At 54.0% G+C, this 20,327-nt stretch carries 16 protein-coding genes and 1 tRNA gene; 2 read left to right on the top strand and 15 right to left on the bottom strand.

What is annotated here, in order from left to right; genetic code table 11:
* Positions 1-13: 13 nt before the first annotated feature.
* The 3 genes from ABQ298_08520 to ABQ298_08510 form a co-directional block, all read right to left on the bottom strand.
* A complete protein-coding gene (locus ABQ298_08520) occupies positions 14-3,235 on the bottom strand; it encodes an efflux RND transporter permease subunit (GenBank protein MEQ9824412.1) in 3,222 nt (1,073 codons plus the stop codon).
* On the bottom strand, positions 3,207-4,433 hold the full coding sequence (locus tag ABQ298_08515) for an efflux RND transporter periplasmic adaptor subunit (GenBank protein MEQ9824411.1): 1,227 nt from the start codon (positions 4,431-4,433) through the stop codon (positions 3,207-3,209). Before ABQ298_08515 ends, ABQ298_08520 begins: the two co-directional genes overlap by 29 nt.
* 310 nt (positions 4,434-4,743) lie before the next feature.
* Positions 4,744-6,006: a DEAD/DEAH box helicase gene (locus tag ABQ298_08510; GenBank protein ID MEQ9824410.1), complete on the bottom strand. Its 1,263-nt coding sequence runs from the start codon at positions 6,004-6,006 to the stop codon at positions 4,744-4,746.
* A 278-nt stretch (positions 6,007-6,284) separates the two neighbouring features.
* On the opposite strand from ABQ298_08510, the gene ABQ298_08505 reads away from it, so the two are divergent.
* Complete coding sequence (locus tag ABQ298_08505) at positions 6,285-7,136, top strand: HDOD domain-containing protein (protein MEQ9824409.1); 852 nt, start codon at positions 6,285-6,287, stop codon at positions 7,134-7,136.
* 120 nt (positions 7,137-7,256) lie between these two features.
* Positions 7,257-7,646, top strand: coding sequence for a translation initiation factor (locus ABQ298_08500; GenBank protein MEQ9824408.1), 390 nt, complete (start codon positions 7,257-7,259; stop codon positions 7,644-7,646).
* A gap of 5 nt (positions 7,647-7,651) precedes the next feature.
* On the opposite strand, the gene ABQ298_08495 is transcribed toward ABQ298_08500, so the two are convergent.
* The 12 genes from ABQ298_08495 to ABQ298_08440 form a co-directional block, all read right to left on the bottom strand.
* Positions 7,652-7,727, bottom strand: a tRNA-Thr gene (locus tag ABQ298_08495).
* A 73-nt stretch (positions 7,728-7,800) separates the two neighbouring features.
* Entirely contained in the window at positions 7,801-9,588 is a 1,788-nt protein-coding gene (locus ABQ298_08490) for a SulP family inorganic anion transporter (GenBank protein ID MEQ9824407.1), read from the bottom strand.
* A 14-nt stretch (positions 9,589-9,602) separates the two neighbouring features.
* Positions 9,603-10,274, bottom strand: a complete 672-nt coding sequence (locus tag ABQ298_08485) for a cytochrome c (GenBank protein ID MEQ9824406.1) — start codon at positions 10,272-10,274, stop codon at positions 9,603-9,605.
* Complete coding sequence (locus ABQ298_08480) at positions 10,271-10,927, bottom strand: cbb3-type cytochrome c oxidase subunit II (GenBank protein ID MEQ9824405.1); 657 nt, start codon at positions 10,925-10,927, stop codon at positions 10,271-10,273. The genes ABQ298_08485 and ABQ298_08480 overlap by 4 nt, the downstream gene beginning before the upstream one ends.
* Positions 10,928-10,933: 6 nt before the next feature.
* Positions 10,934-12,391: a cbb3-type cytochrome c oxidase subunit I gene (locus ABQ298_08475; protein MEQ9824404.1), complete on the bottom strand. Its 1,458-nt coding sequence runs from the start codon at positions 12,389-12,391 to the stop codon at positions 10,934-10,936.
* 50 nt (positions 12,392-12,441) lie between these two features.
* Positions 12,442-12,648, bottom strand: coding sequence for a cbb3-type cytochrome oxidase assembly protein (locus ABQ298_08470; GenBank protein ID MEQ9824403.1), 207 nt, complete (start codon positions 12,646-12,648; stop codon positions 12,442-12,444).
* Positions 12,649-12,653: 5 nt separating this feature from the next.
* The gene (locus ABQ298_08465) at positions 12,654-12,941 is read right to left on the bottom strand and encodes a hypothetical protein (protein ID MEQ9824402.1); all 288 of its coding nucleotides are present in this window, start codon (positions 12,939-12,941) and stop codon (positions 12,654-12,656) included.
* 2 nt (positions 12,942-12,943) lie between these two features.
* Positions 12,944-14,239, bottom strand: coding sequence for a hypothetical protein (locus ABQ298_08460; protein ID MEQ9824401.1), 1,296 nt, complete (start codon positions 14,237-14,239; stop codon positions 12,944-12,946).
* A complete protein-coding gene (locus tag ABQ298_08455) occupies positions 14,236-14,901 on the bottom strand; it encodes a cytochrome c (GenBank protein ID MEQ9824400.1) in 666 nt (221 codons plus the stop codon). The genes ABQ298_08460 and ABQ298_08455 overlap by 4 nt, the downstream gene beginning before the upstream one ends.
* Before the next feature lie 14 nt (positions 14,902-14,915).
* Entirely contained in the window at positions 14,916-15,458 is a 543-nt protein-coding gene (locus ABQ298_08450) for a DUF3341 domain-containing protein (GenBank protein ID MEQ9824399.1), read from the bottom strand.
* Positions 15,459-15,465: 7 nt separating this feature from the next.
* The gene (gene nrfD / locus ABQ298_08445; GenBank protein MEQ9824398.1) at positions 15,466-16,917 is read right to left on the bottom strand and encodes an NrfD/PsrC family molybdoenzyme membrane anchor subunit; all 1,452 of its coding nucleotides are present in this window, start codon (positions 16,915-16,917) and stop codon (positions 15,466-15,468) included.
* A gap of 35 nt (positions 16,918-16,952) precedes the next feature.
* Positions 16,953-20,312, bottom strand: coding sequence for a TAT-variant-translocated molybdopterin oxidoreductase (locus tag ABQ298_08440; protein MEQ9824397.1), 3,360 nt, complete (start codon positions 20,310-20,312; stop codon positions 16,953-16,955).
* Between the last annotated feature and the right edge of the window lie 15 nt (positions 20,313-20,327).

The raw sequence follows: 20,327 nt of genomic DNA, 5'->3' as shown, positions 1-20,327 counted from the left end.
ATTTGATACGCGATCAAGCCGCACCGCGGGTCACTCCAAACAATGCCTTGAAACCGCGCCACCAGCGCCCGAACATCCAGGTCAGCAGGCGCTGAATGTCCTCCAGAATCAAATAGCTGCAGGGCACGAGCATCAGGGTGATAAAGGTCGCAAACAGCACCCCAAACGACAGCGATGTGGCCATCGGGATCAGAAACTGCGCCTGGAGGCTGCGTTCGAGCAAAATCGGGATCAGACCGACAAAGGTCGTGACTGATGTGAGCAAAATCGGACGAAACCGGGTCACCGCACCGCGCCAGACCGCCTCATGCATGGGCATGCCCTGCTCACGGATGAGCTGATTCACACAATCCACTAAAACCAGGGAGTCATTCACCACCACTCCCGTCAGTGCGATGATGCCCAGAAACGAGAGCACGCTCAGTTCCTGCCCGGTGAGAAAGTGCCCGGCAATCGCACCCCCCACACCAAACGGGACCACCAGAATCACAATCAACGGTTGCAGGTAGCTCTTGAACGGTACGGCAATCAACGCATAAATCGCGACAAGCACCAAAATGGCCCCCGCCATGAGCACGGGAATCACTTCCGCCTGATCCTTTGCCTCGCCGTCTTTGACTGACACAACACCGGGATAGTCCCGAAGCAACTCCGGCAGCACGGTTTCATAGAGTTCCGCGTTAATATCGGTGAGATTGGCAACATCCTTGTCGGCATCCGCCTGAATTTGAATGACCCGCTTGCGATCCACCCTGGAAATGGTTGGATATCCAAATCCATATTCCAACTCAGCGACCTCCGCGATGGGAATCTCCCGCCCATCTCCGGTGCGTATCCGCATCTGCTGCAAGCTGCCAAGTGATTGGCGTTCGTTCTCAGGCAGCCGCACCATCACCCTGACGTCATGTTTTCCACGCTGGATGCGCTGCGCCTCCGCACCATAAAATGCACTGCGAACCTGCGAACCCAGCGAGGCAGCAGTCACTCCCAATGCCCGTGCATTTTCGCGGGCGTACACTTTGACTTCCTGTTTGCCCTCGGCATAGGTATCGCGGATGTCAAAAATCCCGTCATACTGTTTCAGGCGTTCCTGAATCGCAAGCGACGCCGCCTTCAACTGGCCAAAATCACGTCCGGTCAGGCGAATATCGATGGGGAGTCCGGTCGGCCCCGATGCAGAGGCATGAAAGACCAGACGCCGCACTCCCGGCAAGGTTCCGATCTGATCACGCCACAGGGTCGAAACTTGAAATGCAGAAGAATCCCGTAGTTCGCTCTTTCCCATCTCTACCACAATCGAGGCAAGGTGAGAACCCGAGTTGTAAGTGCCAACGGATGGGCCACCCGTCGACACGGCATAACCGACCATGGTGCCATAATGCTGCACCGGGTTAAATCCGGTGCGTTCCTGCTCGGCTTTTGCGACCTCCAGCAAGGTGTTCTCAATAATTTCGACCGTTGCGTTTGTCTGTTCGATGTTCGTGCCCGGGGCCATTTCGAGATCCACCATGATGAAATCAGACGGAACATTGGGAAACCAAACCGAACGCACCCAGCCCGCACCCACCAATCCAATCGACAGCAGGAGCATGGCAACAAACCCGGCAAAAACGAGATAGCGAAAGTGGATCATGCGCTGCGCGAACGGTGCGTAGCGGTTGTGGATAAAGTGCTCCAGCCGATCCGAAAAGGCACGCTGAAATCGGGAAAATACATTCAAATGGCTTCGCCCGCTACGATCCCCCACCCGGCACAGCGTCAGGTGATAGGGAAGCACCAGCTTGCTTTGAATTAGCGAAAACGCCAGCGTGGGAATCACCACTGCTGGAATCATCACAAAAAATTTCCCCATCAGTCCCGGTAGAAAAAAGACCGGAAGAAATGCCACCATGGTCGTGAGCACCGCAAACGTTACAGGTGTGCTCACCCGGTGAGTTCCACGGATCGCTGCGTCCACTCCGGGTTCACTTTGCTGATACTCCGAAAACACGCTCTCTCCCACCACAATCGCGTCGTCCACCACGATGCCGAGCACCAAGATAAAGGCAAAAAGCGAGATCAGGTTGATTGAAACCCCGATGAATGGAGCAATGGCGAAGGTTCCCAGAAAACTGACAGGAATGCCGATGGACACAAAGACTGCAAGTGAAGGTCGCAGAAACAACGCCAGCGAAAGGAAAACCAAAACAAACCCGATAAGGCCATTGTTGATCAGCAAGTCGAGGCGGTCCTGCAAATAAAACGAACCATCCCCCCAGGCCACGATTTCGATTCCCTCCGGGACCCAACGCTCGCGCACCTCATCCACGTATTCGTAAACCTTCGCCGAGATTTCCAACGGGTTCTCATCTCCAACTTCCTGCACCAGGACGAATGCACACGGTTTGCCGTTGAAGCGATTGAGAATCGGTTGATCCACAAAACCGTCGCGAACCGTCGCCACATCTTCAAGCAGGAGTCTGCCACCATCCGGATGTTGACGCAGAACAATGCGTTCAAACTCCACACCTCGGTAATCCTGTTCCTTGGTGCGCACCGAAATCTCTCCCGCCCTCGTTCGCAGGGTTCCACCGGGCAGGTCCAGCGATTCACCGCGCACGGCATTCACCACCTCATCAAAGGTCAGACCATGCGAACGGAGGCGATGCTCGGAAACTTCGATGGAGATTTCATAGTCGCGCACGCCCTGAACCTCTACCTGACTGATTCCTGAAATTTCTACAAGCTCATCCCGAAGACGCACCGCCATTTCCTTGAGTGCACGTTCATCTGTATCTCCGTATAAGGATACCCAAATGGTATCCCGGTTGAGCAATACTTCATCGACAATGGGTCGTTCCGTCTGCTCGGGAAAGGTGGAAATCGCGTCAACCCTTGTTTTCACCTGTTCCTTGACCTTCGCCAGATTGTAGCCCCGACGCACTTCAATCACCACACTGCCCATGTTTTCAACCGCCGTCGACCTCACTTGCTTGATGCCATCCAACCCCTGGATCGCTTCCTCAATGCGCACGATCACCGCTTCCTCCATCTCCTCAGGTGAGGCACCAAGGTAGGGAACGGATACTGTGATCATGTCGAGTGAAAACTGAGGAAACAGTTCCCGCTTGACGGTCATCAGCGAAACCACGCCAGCCACAGCCACAACCAGCATCAGCAGATTGGCAGCGACTCCGTTGCGTGCAAACCATGCGATCATGCCAGCCTCATTTTGGGGTTTCTTGCGGTTCTGCATGGGCCATTGGCACTCCTGAAGCGGGATCCAACTGCATGCCGGGTGTGGCATACTGCAGGCGCGTGATGATCACACGGTCCCCTTTGTGGAGTCCCTCCGTCACCACAACATGATCCATCGCCCGGTGGACCACTTCAACCGGACGGATCTCCAGGCGATTCTGCGCATCGAGCACATGTACCCGGTTCTCTCCCTGAAGGGCTTCACGAGGCAACTTGACAGCATTCTGGATCTCACGTCCCTGAATCTTCACCCTTACAAACATCCCCACCTTCAGCGGTGGACGCATCTCCTCTTTTGAAGTCGCGTAGGGTTCATCGACCCGAACCACCGCATAGATCAGTCGGGTTGAAGCATCCACCGCGCCTTCGGTACGGTCCAAGGTTCCCTTCCATACATGATGCTGTGCCCCATATTCAGCAATCACCTCCACGGGTGCCTGTGCTCCCGTCATACCGCCTTCCACAAACAACTCGGGCAGTTCAAGCAACCCCGCCTCTTGCTGCGAGAAGGAAACACGAATTTCGGCCGCATCCACCGAATAGATCGAGGCGATCTGACTCGCTCTGGCCGCAAGGCTCTGCCCCACGTCCACAAATTTCTCACGCACACGACCCCGGTAAGGTGCCCTGACCTGCGTATGCCGCAAATCCCGCTCCGCCAGTCGGACTGCCGCTTTCGCGGCTTCGAGTTCTGCGGCTGCTGCCCGCAACTGAGGGATTCGCAACGTCAGGTCACTTCCGGGACCGTCACCGATGTGTTCCCACTCGACCCTCGCCTGCTCCGCCAGAGCGGATTCCTGCTCGTGCAGTAACTCCGCCTGTGCCAATCGGACCCGGGCACTGGCCAGTGCGGATTCATGCGCCGTGGCCTCCAGGCGAAGAAGGACTTCCCCTTTTTCGAAAAATCCACCCGCATAGAGTGCGGGGGAAACCCATTCCACGACTCCACTGATCTCCGCAATCAACAGCGTGGATTGCCTGGCTTGCACCACGCCCTGACTGTCCAGTGTCAGTCGGCCCGTTTCTGGTACAATCTCCAGAACTTCAACCTTGGGCAACACTCGCTCCACCTCCCGCTCAGGTGGAGCCTTGCGCGCCAAAAAAAGCAGAATAAGGGCACCCAATGCCGCCAGAATGATCAGCGGCGGAAGCAAGTATTTGATCAGGCGAATTGCAATGGATTCCCTGGATTCCATAACGATTTCAATCGGAGGGGCACCCGTCTGTTTGCAAAGCCTCAATCGCTGAGACGGAATGAGTGAAAGCACGGGAGATTCGGGGAGTTTTCATCGATGATCGCTAAAAATCCCCCAACCTTCCTCACTTGTCAATGGGGGAATCGGCAAACGCACAGCCTGGAGGAGCTTCCTGCTGTGCAACCGCCCAAACTTGAGGAGGAATTGGAAGCGAAAGGGGTATCGCGATCACCGAAGAAAGGGAGCAGGAAGCTCCCTCTACCCTGGATTTGAGCAACTGGGCTGCGCTCAGCCAGTAACGGCTTGCCGACTAGCGGCGAAGACCGCGATTCCTGCGATTCGAGCGGCGCCCCGTCAATCCCCCTGTGCTAGCACTGCCCGCAGCAGCATTGCCTCCATACAGCGTCTGATAACGCTCACAGAGGATCACACTGTGAAAGGGATGGTCGGTGAAGGGATCAATGGACTTGCCCAGAAAGCGTTCGACGACATTCAGCGCGGGTTGGTCAAACTCAGCGCACAAGGTAAATGCCCGTCCATCCTTTCCGGCCCGGCCAGTTCGCCCGATACGGTGAACGTAGGTGTCCCCTTCTTTGGGAATGTCGTAGTTCACCACCAGGTCAATGCCTTTGATGTCCAGTCCTCTCGCAGCAACGTCAGTGGCAATCAGCACATTGGTTGCACCCGAACGAAACTTGTCGAGCACCCGGTCACGAACCCGCTGCGCCTTGTCTCCATGCATGGCCTCACTGCGAATCTTTTCCGCACGCAGGCGATCCATCAGGTGATCCGCACCTTGTTTGGTGGCTGTAAAAATCAGAATCTTGGATTCCGGGTCGCGTTGCTCTTCCTCGAGAATCAGATGACAGACCAGATCTGCTTTGTCCTGATTGCGAATGAAGCAGGCCCCCTGCTCCACCCGTTCGGCAGGCTTTGACTCGGGGTCCACCGAAATCTGCACCGGATCTTTGGTGATCGCCTGAATGAGGCGACCCACTTTGGCATCAAGGGTTGCAGAAAAACACAGTGTCTGTCGCGACTCGGGAATGCGCTGAATGATCGCCTTCACATCCTGAATAAATCCCATGTCAAACATGCGATCCACTTCATCCAGAATGAGGTGATCTGTCTCCCGAAAATCAATTTTGCGCTGCTGCATCAGATCGAGCATGCGCCCCGGGGTACCAACCACCACATCCACTCCTTCCGCAAGCATCTTGATTTGCGGAGGCATGGGCATGCCTCCCACCACAATGCCAACCTTGAGGTTGAGGTATTTGCCGTAACGTTCAAAACTTCTGGAAACCTGCGTTGCCAACTCCCGGGTGGGTGCCAACACCACTGTGCGGCACTGTTTGGCTTGCATTACCTTCGGATGTTCCGACATGTGATGCAGAACCGGAAGCGCAAACGCTGCGGTCTTTCCCGATCCGGTCTGCGCGCACCCGATGAGATCCTTGCCTTCCAGGATCACAGGGATCGCGTCACGCTGAATCGGGGTCGGGGTTCCATAGTTCTCTTCGATCAGAGCCCGCTTGATCGGCTCTGCCAACAAGATATTCTCAAATGACATACTTTCGTTTTTCTTGATACAGGGATGCCCATACCAATGAAGCATCATTTGAGGGCACCGAACCGTCTGGCATTTCCATGCCAAACCTTCCCGCAAGGGGAAATTCCAAACAAGCTTGATCGCAAGAGAAGGCATGAATTGCAAGTCTATTGTGAGTGCTCACAGCTCTCGACCCGTCAACCCCCGCTTCAGTTTTCCCTAAAGTCGCAATTGAGATTCGCCGATTTGTAAAATCAGTCTCGCCATTTCTCCTGCAATTTCCGATACTCTCCCCATTCATGACACCTTCAAATCGCCCCCTTGATGTCACCCGCAGGACGCTCGTTAAAGCACTGGAGTATGATGATCTCACGATTCCGGTGTTGCCCAAAATTGCTCAGGACATCATGGTCATGAGCCAGGATCCCGATGCGGATATCGCGACACTTTCGGAACTCATCCATCACGACCAGTCCATTGCGAGTCATGTCCTTCACATCTCCAACTCGGCTTCATTTGGAGGATTCGAAAGGGTCGAATCCCTCGAACTGGCAGTTGCCCGACTCGGCCTCAAATTGTTGAGCGAAATCGCCATTTCCGTATCCATCCAGAAAAACGTTTTCAACGTTCCAGCCTTTCATTCGGAAATCCGCGACATGTGGCGTCATTCGCTAGCCTCTGCGATTTTTGCCAAAGAGCTTGCCGGTTACTGCCAAATGAACACCGATACGCTCTACCTTTGCGCCTTGCTGCACGAGATCGGAAAACCGGTCACCCTCTTTACGATCAACAACCTTCCCGAAGAACTCAAAGATGGGCTGACGCGGGAAGATGTGTTGCTGCTGGTTGAAGAGTTTCACATGAGCGTAGGCACCATCGTGACACGGCAGTGGGAGCTTCCGGAAGCAATTCAATACGCCAATCTCTACTACAGAGACTGGGTTCATGCACCAATGTATCGCTCCGAAACGGCTGTAACCTACCTTGCCGACCAGCTCGCATCCCGTACACTACATCCGGAACAGAATGACATTGCCCCGGTTTTGGAAGATTCAGCCTTTGAGCGGCTGGAAATTCCCGTGACCAAATTGGAACGTCTGCTCGATTTCAAGGAGTCGGTTCTTGTCAAAGTCAACTCCATGGATTTTTGACGTAATCGCGCGTCATGAATTTCCAAGATAGGCCTCTGGAGAATCGAGTGGCTTGCGTTTGCCCGCAATGAAAGGAAGGAGTTGCCTTCGACCCCAAAGCGCGCATCGTGCGAATCTGTCATGAGCCGAAAATCAAAGCGTCGTATCCCGACTGACAATGCATCCGAACCCATGCAGCATGCCGCATTTGCAGCGCTGGATATCCAGGGACTTCCGCAGGGAACAAACGCTGCCCCAAATGGCAAAAAAGCAGCTCCGCAACCCCGTGGTGGACGTCTTGAGGTCAAACGTGAAAAATCCGGTCGTGGCGGGAAAACCGTCACGGTGATCTATGCCTTCCCCGGAATGGCGCTGTCGATGAAGGAGTCGATTCTCCGCTCGCTGAAACGCCAGCTTGCAACCGGTGGAACCCTCGCTGATGGAAATATCGAAATCCAAGGCGATTTTGCCGAGCGCGTGGTAGAGTTGCTGAGTGAACAGGGATACCGCGCCATTCGCGCAGGAGGATAAAAAAATGGAGCCAGCTGTCGGATTCGAACCGACGACCGTCCGCTTACAAGGCGGGAGCTCTACCAACTGAGCTAAGCTGGCCTCCAAAGGAAACGCGAAATTAGGGAGCGTCGGAGCTTTGATCAAGATAAAAGCTCAGTATTTTTTTGTCACGTTACTCCTCGTCCCGCGCCGTCTCCGGATTGACATAAATCGTCACATTTGCCTCCCGTCCACCCAGGATTTGCTGTGCACGCCGCATCGCCTGCGCGGTGGAGTATGTTGGATTCTCGGGATCTTCGCGAAAGATGTTCTCACTCCCCAGCGCCTCAATCACTCCTGAGCGTTCAAGAACCTCATATATTTTGGAGCGTACCCCACTGATCAGAAGGTAGCGCTGATTTTCCTTCATGTACTGAATCAATTCCTCCAGAGCGAGCACACAGGTCGCATCCAGAATGTAGGCGTTTTTCATGCGAAGTACCAGAATCTTGAGATTTTCCTCCTCAAAAACTCTCCGAATCTGATCGCGGAACAATTCCGCCGAACCAAAAAACAAATCCCCCTCGACGTGAACAATTGAGATTTCAAGCACCTCGCGTTCCTGATGACGACGCAACAGGTGTCCTTCCTCATTGAAAGCGTATTCCACCAATTCGGGACGGGCTGCTTTCTTGAGAAAGAGGTAAATCGACAGTCCCGTGCCCAGCACAATGGCCATATCGAGCGGCATGGACAATCCTGCGACCAGCGTGATGTAAAAAACCAGCTTGTCGCTGCCCGTCGAGTGCGTCACCACGAAGATCTGATGCCGATTGATCAGTGAAATTCCAATGGAAATCACCAGCACCGCAAGCGCAGGCTTGGGAACGTAACTGACGAATGGCCCCAACAGATAGGCGGCAATTACAATCAGAATACCGGTGTACAGACTGCTCAGCGGACTGCGCGCCCCACTCTTCCAGTTCAGCATGGAACGCGTAAGCGAACCACTGGCGGGCATGCCTGAAAACAGGGAACAGCCAATGTTGGCGACCCCCATGTTGAACATCTCCTGATCCGTATCGAGTTTGCCACCCGAGCGGGCAGCAAGGCTTTTCCCAATGGAGGTTCCCTCCAAAAGACTGAGAATGGCGATGGCCATAGCAGTTCCGACGAGCATGCGGATGTTGTGAAAATCCCATACTGGCGGCGTAAAGGCCCAGGCATCGAGGCGAATCGCATCGAGCTTGTCCACACGAATTCCGAGGGGTTCGAGCGCAAGCGTGGCAAGGGAGACAATCACCAGCACAATCGCCACATTGGGCAAGCGGGGAACACGAGAAACCAGCAGCACATAGCAGATCGCCGCGATGGAAGCGATCAGGACAGAATGCCAGTTCACCGCAGGCATCGCTCGAATGGAATGATAGAAAACCTGAAGAAAGGTCGACACTTCCACCCCATCTGCAAAACGAATTCCAACGACATTTTTGAATTGATTGCTGATGATCAACACGGCAGCCGCAGTGATATAGCCCGTGATCACACTCTTGGAAATGTACTGGATCAGCGTTGTCACGCGAGCGAGCGCTCCGATGATCAGAAAAAGGCCCGATAGAAACACGATCAGTGGCAGAAGGTGCAGCTTCTGCTCATCACTGATCTGAAGCGCAGCAAAGGCACTGAGCAGCAGCACTGAAGTCGCGTTGGTGGGTCCGAGCGTGATGTAGTGGGAACGTGCAAAGAGCGATCCCAGCACCGCCGCTACCGCAGAGCCAAAAATCCCATAGTGCAAGGGTATCCCGGCAATCAGGGCATAGGCCATTCCCTGAGGAAATGCAAGCAGCGCTACATTCACGGCAGCACTCAGGTCTCCGCCCAGGTGACTGAAGCGAAATCCACGGATGCTTGCGTGGAGCGGTATGGGATCAATGTTGAGAGTCAAGCTCGGGAGCTTGGGCTTGTCGCTCGTGGTTCCCATGCGACCCCTGTTTTTTATTCAGCAAATGCTTCCAACAGTTCTGAAGGGCTGTAGGTGGTAGTTCGTGAACCGACCGCCGCACGGATTGCTGCAACTTCCGCCTCCTCGATAAACGGTAGCTCATTGCCCCAGGAATTGCGAATATAGGTCAAAACCTCTGCGATTTCCTGATCACTCAGGTCATTGCCAAAGGCGGTCATTGCACTGTTGTAGGTATTGCCGTTGACCACAATTTCCCCTGCCAGTCCGTTAAGAACAACGCGTACCAGGATGTCTGGAGATTTTGCGACCCAATCCGCTCCGGCCAATGGAGGATAAACCCCTGGAACACCGGTCCCAGTCTGCTGGTGGCAGACTTGGCATTTGTTCGTATAAATGCGCTTACCGCGTGCAATCGGATCGTACACCGTGGGTTCGGCAACGGCGTCGGGATCGTAGTGCGGATCGTAGACATCCCAGCGAAATCCACCCATGTATTGTGGAGCGTACCACGATACCCAGAGACACACGATCATGCTGAAAAAGACCACCACCAGCGGAGGTGCCGCGAATCCCTCGCTCGGCTCTGCTTTTTCCCGCTCAAGCGCAGAGTGGATCTTCTGAACCTCGGGGTCCTCCAATCCAGAGCGGTCAAAACCGGACCACTCGTCGTTACGCTTGGATTTGTTGTTAGGATCGTCGCTCATTCTATTTCCGAAAACTTCATTTCAGGCAGTTCGTAATCCACCTTCAGTGCCAACAAGTAGGCAACCAATGCCTTCGCACGGTCAGTGGGAATCACCTCATACCCGTCAGGTGGAGCATAGGGAGAATTCTCCGGGATGTTCAAGGCCTCGGAAGAATCATAACCTTCAATCTTTCGGACTTCGAACAAATGGGGGTATGGAGGCATGATGGACCCCGGTGACGTAATGCGAGGATGGTAGAGATGATTCATGTGCCAGTCCACCGAACTCAGACGTGCACCCACATTGGCCAAGTCGGGTCCAGTACGCATCGTTCCCAGCAAGACACGCTCCTGGTAAATGTAATCGCGCGCCACCGTTTGGCGATCTCCCCAGCCGCGTTCATAGTCTGCTCCGAATCCCTTGGGACGCACTTGCTGCGAGTGACAATACATGCAGCCCTGATCGATATAGATCTGCTTTCCGGTCTTAGCGATACCCCCCAGTTTGATCGGATAGAGCTGTTCTCCTTCAAGCGCGTTTCCCTCATCATCGAGGGAAGACGTGGTCGGTCCCAGATTTCCAAGATTCAGATGACTGGTGAGCACAAGCCCCACCCAGGAAAATGCCAGGGTAAAAAAGATACCAAGAAACAATAATGGAAGGTTCTTCATGAAAAATCAGGCAGTTGTTTCTTTGACAGGAAAGAGGGTTGGACCTGACGAAGCTTGTGCAGGTTTGGCAAAGAGCATCCAGAAAAAATTGATGAAAAAAGCACTGTGTCCAATCGTCATCAGAATGCCCGATACGGTCCGCGAGGCCAGCCAGGGAACCGTGTTTGCCATCAATTCCAGGAATGGAATATCGGGGTTGTTCATTTCAAGACCCTGAATCCAGCCCCCGATCGACAAAAAGACAACGTATCCTGTAACCCCGAGCGCCGCACTCCAGAAGTGTACACTGATCAGAGCGGCAGATGGCCATTCGCGTTGCAAAAACCGCGGCATCACAAAATAGATCCCGCCAAACATGATCATGGTGAAAAAGGCATAAAGACCGTGATGGGCGTGGGCAACCGTGAAATGGGTAAAATGGGTGACCTCATTGACCGAGCGCAATGCCATCGCCGAACCGATGAGGCTCACAGCCGTGTAGGACATGGCTCCAAAGACAATAAAGCGCAGCGTTGGACTCCTCCATACCGCAAACGGTTCCCCTACAACGGTCATGTGTTGGTTGATGGCAACCACAACTACAGGGATGGTCATCATCACACTGGCAATCGTGCCCGCAGTCTGCAGCCAGATCGGAATCGGCCCCGCGATGAGGTGGTGAATTCCTGCCCAGTTGTAAAACAACGCCAGGGACCAGAACCCCAGAACCGAGAGATAATAGCTGTAGATCGCCTTCCCCAATACTTTCGGAATCAGATAATACGCCACGCCCAGTGCGACTGGAGTCAACCAAAGCCCCAGCACATTGTGCGCAAACCACCAGTTTGTCACCGATTGCACCACACCGCGAGCAGGTACAAACAGGATCATGACTTCGGCAATGATATAGAGCCAGGGAAACCAGAACAGGGCCGCAAGGATATACCATTGCGAAACGTAGACGTGGTCTGACTTGCGATTCGCAAAACACGAAATGCCCCAAATGGCAATCAGCACATAGGCAAAGGCGAGGATCGGTGCCACTGCGATCGGCATCTCAAGCCACTCAACCGAGGTCATCCATCCCGACAGAATGCCAATCACACCGACAGTAACGCCCACATTCCAAAAAATCCCGGCAATCAGCAACATGCCATCGTGCCGGACTTCCGCACGACTCAGACGCGCCATCACCCACAATCCCAGGCAGAAAATCGCATTGTTCGACCAGCCAAAAATCATGGCATTGAGGTGGGCGGAACGTGCCCGGCCAAAAGTCAACCACTCATACTGCGCCAGGAACTCCGGCGTGTGCAGTTTGTAGGATGCGATGATCGCCAACACGGTGCCAACCATCAGCCAGATCAACGCCGAAGCCAGAAAGAAAATTCCGGCTTTGCGAATCGATTGATCGATCTGGCTCAGTTTGACGCGTTCGGCAATTTCCTCCGAACGGTAGGGGCTAAAGGTGGTGTCTGTGCTCATGGTTGCATGAAAGAATTGAGGAAGTCGAATGCGAGGATTCGCATCCGGCACTAGCTGCGCCGCTTCCGTTTTTTGGGGAAGGAGTCGATGTGAACACCTTCAGGTTCTTCCTCAGTGAAAATGCTCTTGGCTCCCTTTTCAAACTGCTCAAATTGACCAGTTTTTGCAGCCCAATACAATGCAAAAACCGCCACGGAAAAGAACAGCAGTCCGAACAGGATTAATACAATGATGACGATATCCCAGGACTCGGCCACGATGCTTATTGCTGGTAGGTTTCCACAGTCAACTGCATCGCTTTGTCAATCGGGATGCGGTAGATACCGTCGGCTGCGCTGATCACATCATAGTTTTGCAGAACGTCCGCTGCACCCGCCCGAAGGCTCGACAGCTTCTGTTCCCGTTCGAGACGCAAGGTAGCATCCGCCTTCTCCGAATGGGTTGGCAAGTAGGTCAACCACAGAATCAGTGCAAAGAGCAGGATGCCTCCGGCACTCGCAAGCAGGCTGATGATTTGGCTGGAATTGGATTCGGTTTCGTTTCGGCTCATGACTATTCGTGGTGGTGAATGGACTCGAGAATCCGGGGGTCCTTCACCGGAATGGGTTTCACTTTGGCGGCACTGCGCAGGAACGACCAGATCACCAGTCCTCCGATGCCAACCAATCCGGCAATGTCAAAAAGGGTGACGGAGAATCCACGAAGGATCCAGGTGCCATCCTCCGTCATGAGTTCTCCCGGCAGAATGTTGAAATACAAATCGAGCACATGGAAAACCAGCACCCATCCTGCCATGAAGAGCAGGCGTCCGACATGAACTTTGCTCGAGTAGAACAGTAGGAAGGCAAACGGCACAAAGAAGTGAAGGAAAACCAGTGCCATCGACACATACCACCAACTGCTGTAACCGCTGTCGTCCATGAGATACAGGCGCAGGTTGTACCAAAACGTTTCTTCGGGAATGTTTCCCTGATAGATCAGGAACATCTGGGAAAACGAAATATAGGCCCAGAAAATTGTAAATGCCAACAGCAGGCAGCCGAGATCATAGCGGTGTGCCCTTCCGTAGATGCCCTTCAAATACCCACGGGTCGAAAGGAAAAAACAGACAATGATGATGAAGGCGACCGCAGCCCGGATCGAGCTGGCAAAGTACCAGACCCCAAACATGGTTGAGAACCAGTGAAACTCCAAGCTCATGAACCAGTCAACTGCCGCAAAGGTGAGGCCCAGACCAACTGCAAACAATCCAAACGCAGCCAGCTTGCGGGAGCGGTGTACCCAGCGCACATCGCCATCTTCATCCAGTCGAAATGAAAACTTGCGCAACAGGGTGGCGAGTCCGATGAAGACCGTAAAATAGATCAGCGTGCGCACCGTCAGCCAGGTGATATCGAGCCAGGCACTCTTCCAGAGATAGAGCGGATCTTCGCCAACGGTGGAGCCGTTGTGCAGGACATGATCGAGATCCAGCCACTTCCATACCAAGCCCGGTTCATTCGAAAACCATGCCACCAACAGGAAGGGAACAAAACAAAGAGCCAGAATCGGAAAAGCCCCCACAATGTGTTCAAGCTGTCGCCGGATAATCACGGACCAGCCCGCATCAAATACCCACGATATCAGGATCAGGAGCAAACTTCCGATCAGAATGGACATCCAAAAGGCAACGCCAATCAACCAGCTCAACCAGGGACGGGAATCCGACCCGATGAGGCCAGTCACCAGACCCGCAATTGCAATAGCCAAGCCGATCACTCCCACCACCAGGGCAATCAGGGATGGATTCCGTTCTTTCTGTTCTCCCGACATAACAATGTTTGAAATTGGATTTGCGTTCGCACTCATAGTCCCATTGCCCTCCGTTCAGCTTCAGGAACGTCATCAACGCCCGCATTGGCAGCCTTCTGCAACGCGCGCACATAGAGCACGATGGCCCAGCGCTCCTCAAGATTGAGGCGGTCGCCGTATCCTTTCATCGTGTTCTTGCCGTTCACAATGGTGTTGTAGATCTCCCCTTCAGACTGATCCCTGTAGAGTTGAATGAGCAGGTTGGAGGGTGCCAGATTGGGTCCGGCAAAGTTCTTGATCGCTCCATTTCCATCCCCCGCATGGCCATGACAGGCTGCGCAGAAAATATCATATCGCTCCCTACCCTTACGCATGAGTTCATGCGTCACTTCCACCGGGAACCCAGAGACAAACGCTCCATCCTCATCCCGACCGAAACGCAGTGCGGTGTCTTTCAGATGATCGGCAGAAAACGCGGGGTCAAAAACTGCTTTCCGGTCCAGGGCATTGCCCCGCTCCACGGTATTGGACGGCGGAAGGCGGTCGGCCATGCCATTCTCAAAAAACCTGCTCTCTTCCTGTGGATAGTACTTCTGCTGGATGTCCATGTCCGGGAAGATGTAAATCGGCTCCCGGCTCGACTTGGCACCACGAAATCCGAGGACCGAGACTACGAGTGCGATCAGCAACACGTAAACAATGGTGATTTTTTTAATCATGAAATTCGCAAGGTTCAGGATTTCGTTGAGGCGGGAATCACGGTGACATCGTATCCACCCAGCCGTTCCAGAAACACCCGGGTATCTCCTTCGTCATATTTGGGGTCAACGGATTCAATCACCAGCATGAATTTGTCGTCCGAGCTGCGGCCAAAGTTCTCATATTCAAAAACGGGGTGATTGTGCCGCGGCAAATTGTTCAGAATGAACATGCCCCCGAGTGTGCCAAAAGCGGCCAGCAGGATCGTCAACTCATAGAAGATCGGGAAAGGAAAAATTGGACCAAAAATGACCTTTCCACCCACGATAAGCGGGTAGTCATAGTTCATGAATGCCACGATCACAAAACCGAGCAGGAAACCCAGAATACCTCCTGTCAGCGAAAACCCACCGAGCACGGATCGCTTCTCCCCCATGACCTTCTCGATCCCGTGTACCGGGAAAGGCGTGAAAACATCAAATTGAGTGTAGCCAGCCTCATGCACTTCCCGCGATGCCTCGTAAATCTCGGGGGACGTATCAAACGTCGCAATCATGCCATATGTATCTTTGCTCATGTCAGAATTACTTCGATTTTTTCTGGTTGAGGGGATGATCCACGTTGTGCGGATCGGCCTGCGGGCAAGCCAGTGCCTTGATTTCAGCAATCGCAATCAATGGCAGAAAGCGCAGGAACAACAGGAACAGGACGGAAAATAGCCCGAAGGTTCCAACGTAGGTGTAAATATCCACAATCGTCGGGGAGTAATAGCCCCAGCTGGAGGGAAGAAAATCATTGGCCAGCGAGGTAACCGTGATCACAAAGCGTTCAAACCACATCCCGACGTTCACAAAAATCGAGATCACCCAAACCAGAGTTGTGTTCTCCCGCACCCATTTGAACCAGAAGAGCTGCGGTGAAATCACATTGCAGGCAATCATGATCCAGTAGGCCCAGAAATACTGCCCTCCTGCGCGGTTCACAAAGGCAAAGGCCTCAAATGAATTGGCACCATACCAGGCGATGAAAAACTCCATCGCGTAGGCGTAACCCACCATGCTTCCAGTCGCCAGTGTGATTTTGCACATCGCATCGATGTGATACTGCGTGATCAGATCGTGCAGCTTGAATACCGAGCGCAGCGGCAGCATCAGGGTCAGCACCATTCCAAATCCGGAAAAAATCGCACCCGCCACAAAGTAGGGAGGGAAAATGGTCGTGTGCCAGCCTGGAAGGATGGATGCAGCAAAGTCGAAGGAAACGATGGTGTGAACGGAGAGCACCAGGGGTGTCGACAGTCCGGCCAGTACCAGGTAAGCCATTTCATAGTTCTTCCAGTGTTTTGCCGAGTTTCGCCAGCCCATGGCCAGTACTCCATAGAAATACTTGCGCCAGAGGGTCTTTGCGCGGTCACGCAGCAAACCGAGATCCGGAATCATGCCCATGTACCAGAAAAGTGCCGATACCGTAAAATAGGTCGAAACCGCAAAAACGTCCCACTCCAGCGGGCTTCGAAAATTCGGCCAGATCGCATTGGCGTTGGGAACTGGGAACAGCCACCAGGCAAACCACACGCGTCCCACGTGGAAGAGCGGAAAAATGCCTGCGCAGCACACCGCAAAAATCGTCATGGCTTCTGCCGTGCGGTTGATGGAGGTCCTCCATCGCTGTTTAAGCAAGCAGAGAATGGCGGAAATCAGTGTTCCCGCATGCCCAATGCCAATCCAGAAAACGAAGTTGACGATTGCCCATCCCCAGTTCACCGGGTTGGCAAGTCCCCAGACTCCAACCCCGGTGGAGACCAGATAGACCAGTCCAAACAGGGTAAAGGTGGCAACCATGCCCGCAGTGCAGAAGCAGATCCACCACCAAAGCGGAGTTTTTGCTTCCACGATGCCGCAGACTTTTTCGGTGATCCAGTTGTAATCACGGTTGTTTTCCACCAACACCCTGCGAGGTACGTCAACGGGTTTTGCTTCCTGGATCAGGGCCTTTGCCTCTTCCGGAATCGCTACATCATGTGCTTCGTGCGCCATAATCAAATCCTCTTGTGTCTATGCTCTGCTTGCCATTAATGGCCCGAATGTGCCTCATGGACCTCTGCACCATGGGCGGCATGGGAGTCTCCGCCGTGCGACTTCGACTTGTATTCCTTCCGGGTAAAGGGCGATGCATAACGGTATTTCTCCGGCATCTCCGGATTCGGATTGCGCAGCTTCGCCAAATAGGTCGTGCGGGGTCGGATGTTCAGATAGCCGAGCACACTGTAATTGAGGTCCGACTGTTTTGCCTGATAGACCGCCGATTCCGGGTCTGTGATATCACCAAATTCAATGGCCTGGGTCGGGCAGACCTGCTGACAGGCTGTCTGGATGGTGCCATCGGGAACCTTGACATTGTCCGAATCCCTCGCGATCGATTTCTGACGGATTTTCGCACCTTCAATGCGCTGCACGCAGTAGGTACACTTCTCCATGACTCCGCGCATGCGCACCGTGACATCAGGATTGCGGCCGAGGTTCTGTACTTCGGGTTCGTCCACGGGTCCGAGAGGTCCCTGATAGAACTTGCCGATCTCCCGTTTGTGCCAATCAAAAAAGTTGAAGCGGCGCACCTTGTAGGGGCAGTTGTTCGCACAATAGCGAGTCCCCACACAGCGATTGTAGGCCATCACGTTGAGTCCCTGCTCATCGTGCACCGTTGCATTCACCGGGCAGACGGTTTCGCAGGGGGCAAGCTCACAGTGTGTGCAGGCCATGCCCTGAAAGGTCACCTGTACGTCATCCGGGATGTCCGTCTTGTCATTCGCATAGGACGAAAAATAACGATCCAGACGAATCCAGTGCATCTCGCGGCCCCGCAATACCTGATCCTTACCCACGATGGGGATGTTGTTTTCGCTCTGACACGCCACGACACAGGCATTGCACCCGGTGCAGGTGTTCAAATCGATGGTCATGCCCCATTGTTGTGGATTCCAGACGGCTTCCGGGTCGGTTGGATGGAAGCGGTCCTTGACCGTAAAATCGGGTGGATCATACATGCCACCGCCACGTGGTGTATTGACCGCCTTCCATTCCGGTGACTGCTTGTCGTGCGCTCCATAAATTTTGGGTGAATGGGATTCCACACCCATCTTGCTCACAAATTCCGGATCCTTGATGTAGTCGGCAGCCGTGTTTTCTCTCACGATGGCTCGACCTTCAATGGCCCAGTGTTGCTGGGTATTGGCAAGCTGGTATGTATCCCCTGTCAGCGTCAGTGTGGCACCGGTACGATAGTTGGGATGATCCAGCGTCGTCAGCGGATAAGCATCAAATCCGGTCCCCGTCGCAATGCGGCCAACCGAACGTCCAAATCCCTTGCTCAGCACCACCGTATAATCGGCCAACCCCGGCTGTACGTGCACAGGCGCCTCAAGAGTGACATCTCCTAGCACGAGTTTTGCCATCGGTGCCGACTCTTTGCCCTTCACAAAAATAGCACTCTCACGCTGCAGCACGCCCTGCTTGTTCAGAAAACTCGGAGTCGCAAAAATCTTGAGATCCGTGGAAGCTTCCAGTTCCTTGGCAAACTTGGGGCTGATCAGAATCGCATTGTCCCACGTCAGCTTGGTCAGCGGCTCCGGGCACTCCATCAGCCAGCCGTTGTTGGCAAAACGACCATCATAGCTGTGATAGCTGGGAACCAGCCTCAGCTCAAGCGCATCCGCAGATGGCTTGCTCAATTGCGCCATGGCACTGATTTCGTCAGTCAATGCGTCGATGACACCCGAAGTATCAAGCGTTGCAGCCTCATAACCCGAGTCCGGCAAAATGCCCTCGGCCAGGAATGCGCTGAATGCGGTATCTTTGGACAGAGAGGAATCCTGTCGGCTCGCAGATTGCTTCACCAGCGCAAATGCATCTGTCGTGGACGCACCTGAAAGTCGTGCCAGGAACTCCAATTCCGAGAAGGTTTCATAGAGCGGCTCGATCAGCGGCTGCACCGGAACATACTGTCCGTCGTAGGTGCGTCCATCCCCCCATGATTCCAGATAGTGCGAAGCCGCAATCTGCACTGAAGCGATGGCACTGGTTTCATCAGCATAACCCGCGAATCGAATCACCTCGTCGATGGTTTTCGCAAACAGGTCAAAATCCAGATCCGCCGGAGCGTCAAAGACAGGATTTCCACCCATCAGAACCAGCGTTTTGATGGAGCCAGCCTTCAGTGCATCTGTCAGCTCGCGAAGGCCTTTGCTCTCATAGGGCAAGGTAACGTCCAGATACTGAACCGTCGCATCCACCGCGCCCAGCACTTCATTGATGAGCACGCTAAGCAACTGCGAGGTAGCCGAGAGGTGGGACCCCACCATGACCACAGCTTCGCCCTTATGTTGCCAGAGATCTTCGGCACAAGCGAGTGCCCAATCCTGATATTCCCGCACGCTGGAGCTGATCGAAGCCAGGCGTCGAGCCGCTTCATTCAAGCCCGCTTTTTCAAGAAGCATGGATGCGATCTGCGCCGTGAGCACATCAATCTGGGAACTCGAAAGTCGCAGACGGTGATCCGCGGCAGCCCCGGTAAGCGTCAGGTTGGACTCCACACAGTAGAGGCGATTCATCTTCGCGGCTTCTTTTGCACTGCGCACCTTGCGCGCTTTGGCATAACTGCGATTCAAACCAATCGCGTCGGGTTCCAGACCCATAAAATCCGCATCCAGTGACAGAACCCGCTTTGCACGATCCAGGTGGTGCACTGCTCGCATGCGCTTGCTCAGATAGCGCTGCGATGCGGCTTCCAAACCCTGTGTGGGAACGGCTTCATACTCAGCCCAAAGCAGTTCAGGTGCCTTTGCCTGAAGCTCTGCAACAAGCTGGGCACGGGCCGGTGATGAAGAGGGTTCTGCAAGAATGGCAACGCCTTTGCCACCAGCAGCCACGATTGCGTCACTCTTGTTCTTGAGGAAATCCAACACCTCCGGACGTGACATGCGGTTGGATCCGCGCTGGCAGCGTTTGAGGCGATCTGGATCATAAAGATCGAGCACACTGGCCTGCGTGAAAGCATCTGTTGCTCCCCGGTAGCGCGTGAAGCTGGGATTGCCCTCCACCTTGGTCGGGCGTCCCTGGTGGCTTTCGACAATCACCGGAATGTTGCCCCAAGGCATGGGCATCGAAGAGCTGAAAAAATTGGGAACCCCCTGGATCACGTTCTCCGGTTGCTTTGCATACGGCAGCACGTGGCGACGTGGTTGGCGACATCCGGCCATTCCCACACCCGCAAGACTCAGCGAAGCTGCCATGACTTTCAGGAAGTTACGGCGGTTCACACCGTTGAGTTCAGAGGCTCCTTCCGGAAACTCCCGGTGAAGCCATTCCTTGAACTCCGGTGAATCCACCTTTTCGTCCAAGCTCTTCCAATATTCAGGTCCCGATTGTTGATTCATGTGTTGAGACTTCCT

The organism is Puniceicoccaceae bacterium, assembly GCA_040224245.1.
GTDB lineage: Bacteria > Verrucomicrobiota > Verrucomicrobiia > Opitutales > JAFGAQ01 > JAKSBQ01.
Note: the sequence above shows the minus strand (reverse complement) of the source record. Positions and strands in the feature narration are given on the sequence as shown.

What these genes read in the sequence shown, in the direction of transcription:
- ABQ298_08520 (MEQ9824412.1), bottom strand. Translation starts at nt 3,235, where the DNA reads ATGCAGAACCGCAAGAAACCCCAAAATGAGGCTGGCATGATCGCATGG.
- ABQ298_08515 (MEQ9824411.1), bottom strand. Translation starts at nt 4,433, where the DNA reads ATGGAATCCAGGGAATCCATTGCAATTCGCCTGATCAAATACTTGCTT.
- ABQ298_08510 (MEQ9824410.1), bottom strand. Translation starts at nt 6,006, where the DNA reads ATGTCATTTGAGAATATCTTGTTGGCAGAGCCGATCAAGCGGGCTCTG.
- ABQ298_08505 (MEQ9824409.1), top strand. Translation starts at nt 6,285, where the DNA reads ATGACACCTTCAAATCGCCCCCTTGATGTCACCCGCAGGACGCTCGTT.
- ABQ298_08500 (MEQ9824408.1), top strand. Translation starts at nt 7,257, where the DNA reads ATGAGCCGAAAATCAAAGCGTCGTATCCCGACTGACAATGCATCCGAA.
- ABQ298_08490 (MEQ9824407.1), bottom strand. Translation starts at nt 9,588, where the DNA reads ATGGGAACCACGAGCGACAAGCCCAAGCTCCCGAGCTTGACTCTCAAC.
- ABQ298_08485 (MEQ9824406.1), bottom strand. Translation starts at nt 10,274, where the DNA reads ATGAGCGACGATCCTAACAACAAATCCAAGCGTAACGACGAGTGGTCC.
- ABQ298_08480 (MEQ9824405.1), bottom strand. Translation starts at nt 10,927, where the DNA reads ATGAAGAACCTTCCATTATTGTTTCTTGGTATCTTTTTTACCCTGGCA.
- ABQ298_08475 (MEQ9824404.1), bottom strand. Translation starts at nt 12,391, where the DNA reads ATGAGCACAGACACCACCTTTAGCCCCTACCGTTCGGAGGAAATTGCC.
- ABQ298_08465 (MEQ9824402.1), bottom strand. Translation starts at nt 12,941, where the DNA reads ATGAGCCGAAACGAAACCGAATCCAATTCCAGCCAAATCATCAGCCTG.
- ABQ298_08460 (MEQ9824401.1), bottom strand. Translation starts at nt 14,239, where the DNA reads ATGAGTGCGAACGCAAATCCAATTTCAAACATTGTTATGTCGGGAGAA.
- ABQ298_08455 (MEQ9824400.1), bottom strand. Translation starts at nt 14,901, where the DNA reads ATGATTAAAAAAATCACCATTGTTTACGTGTTGCTGATCGCACTCGTA.
- ABQ298_08450 (MEQ9824399.1), bottom strand. Translation starts at nt 15,458, where the DNA reads ATGAGCAAAGATACATATGGCATGATTGCGACGTTTGATACGTCCCCC.
- nrfD (MEQ9824398.1), bottom strand. Translation starts at nt 16,917, where the DNA reads ATGGCGCACGAAGCACATGATGTAGCGATTCCGGAAGAGGCAAAGGCC.
- ABQ298_08440 (MEQ9824397.1), bottom strand. Translation starts at nt 20,312, where the DNA reads ATGAATCAACAATCGGGACCTGAATATTGGAAGAGCTTGGACGAAAAG.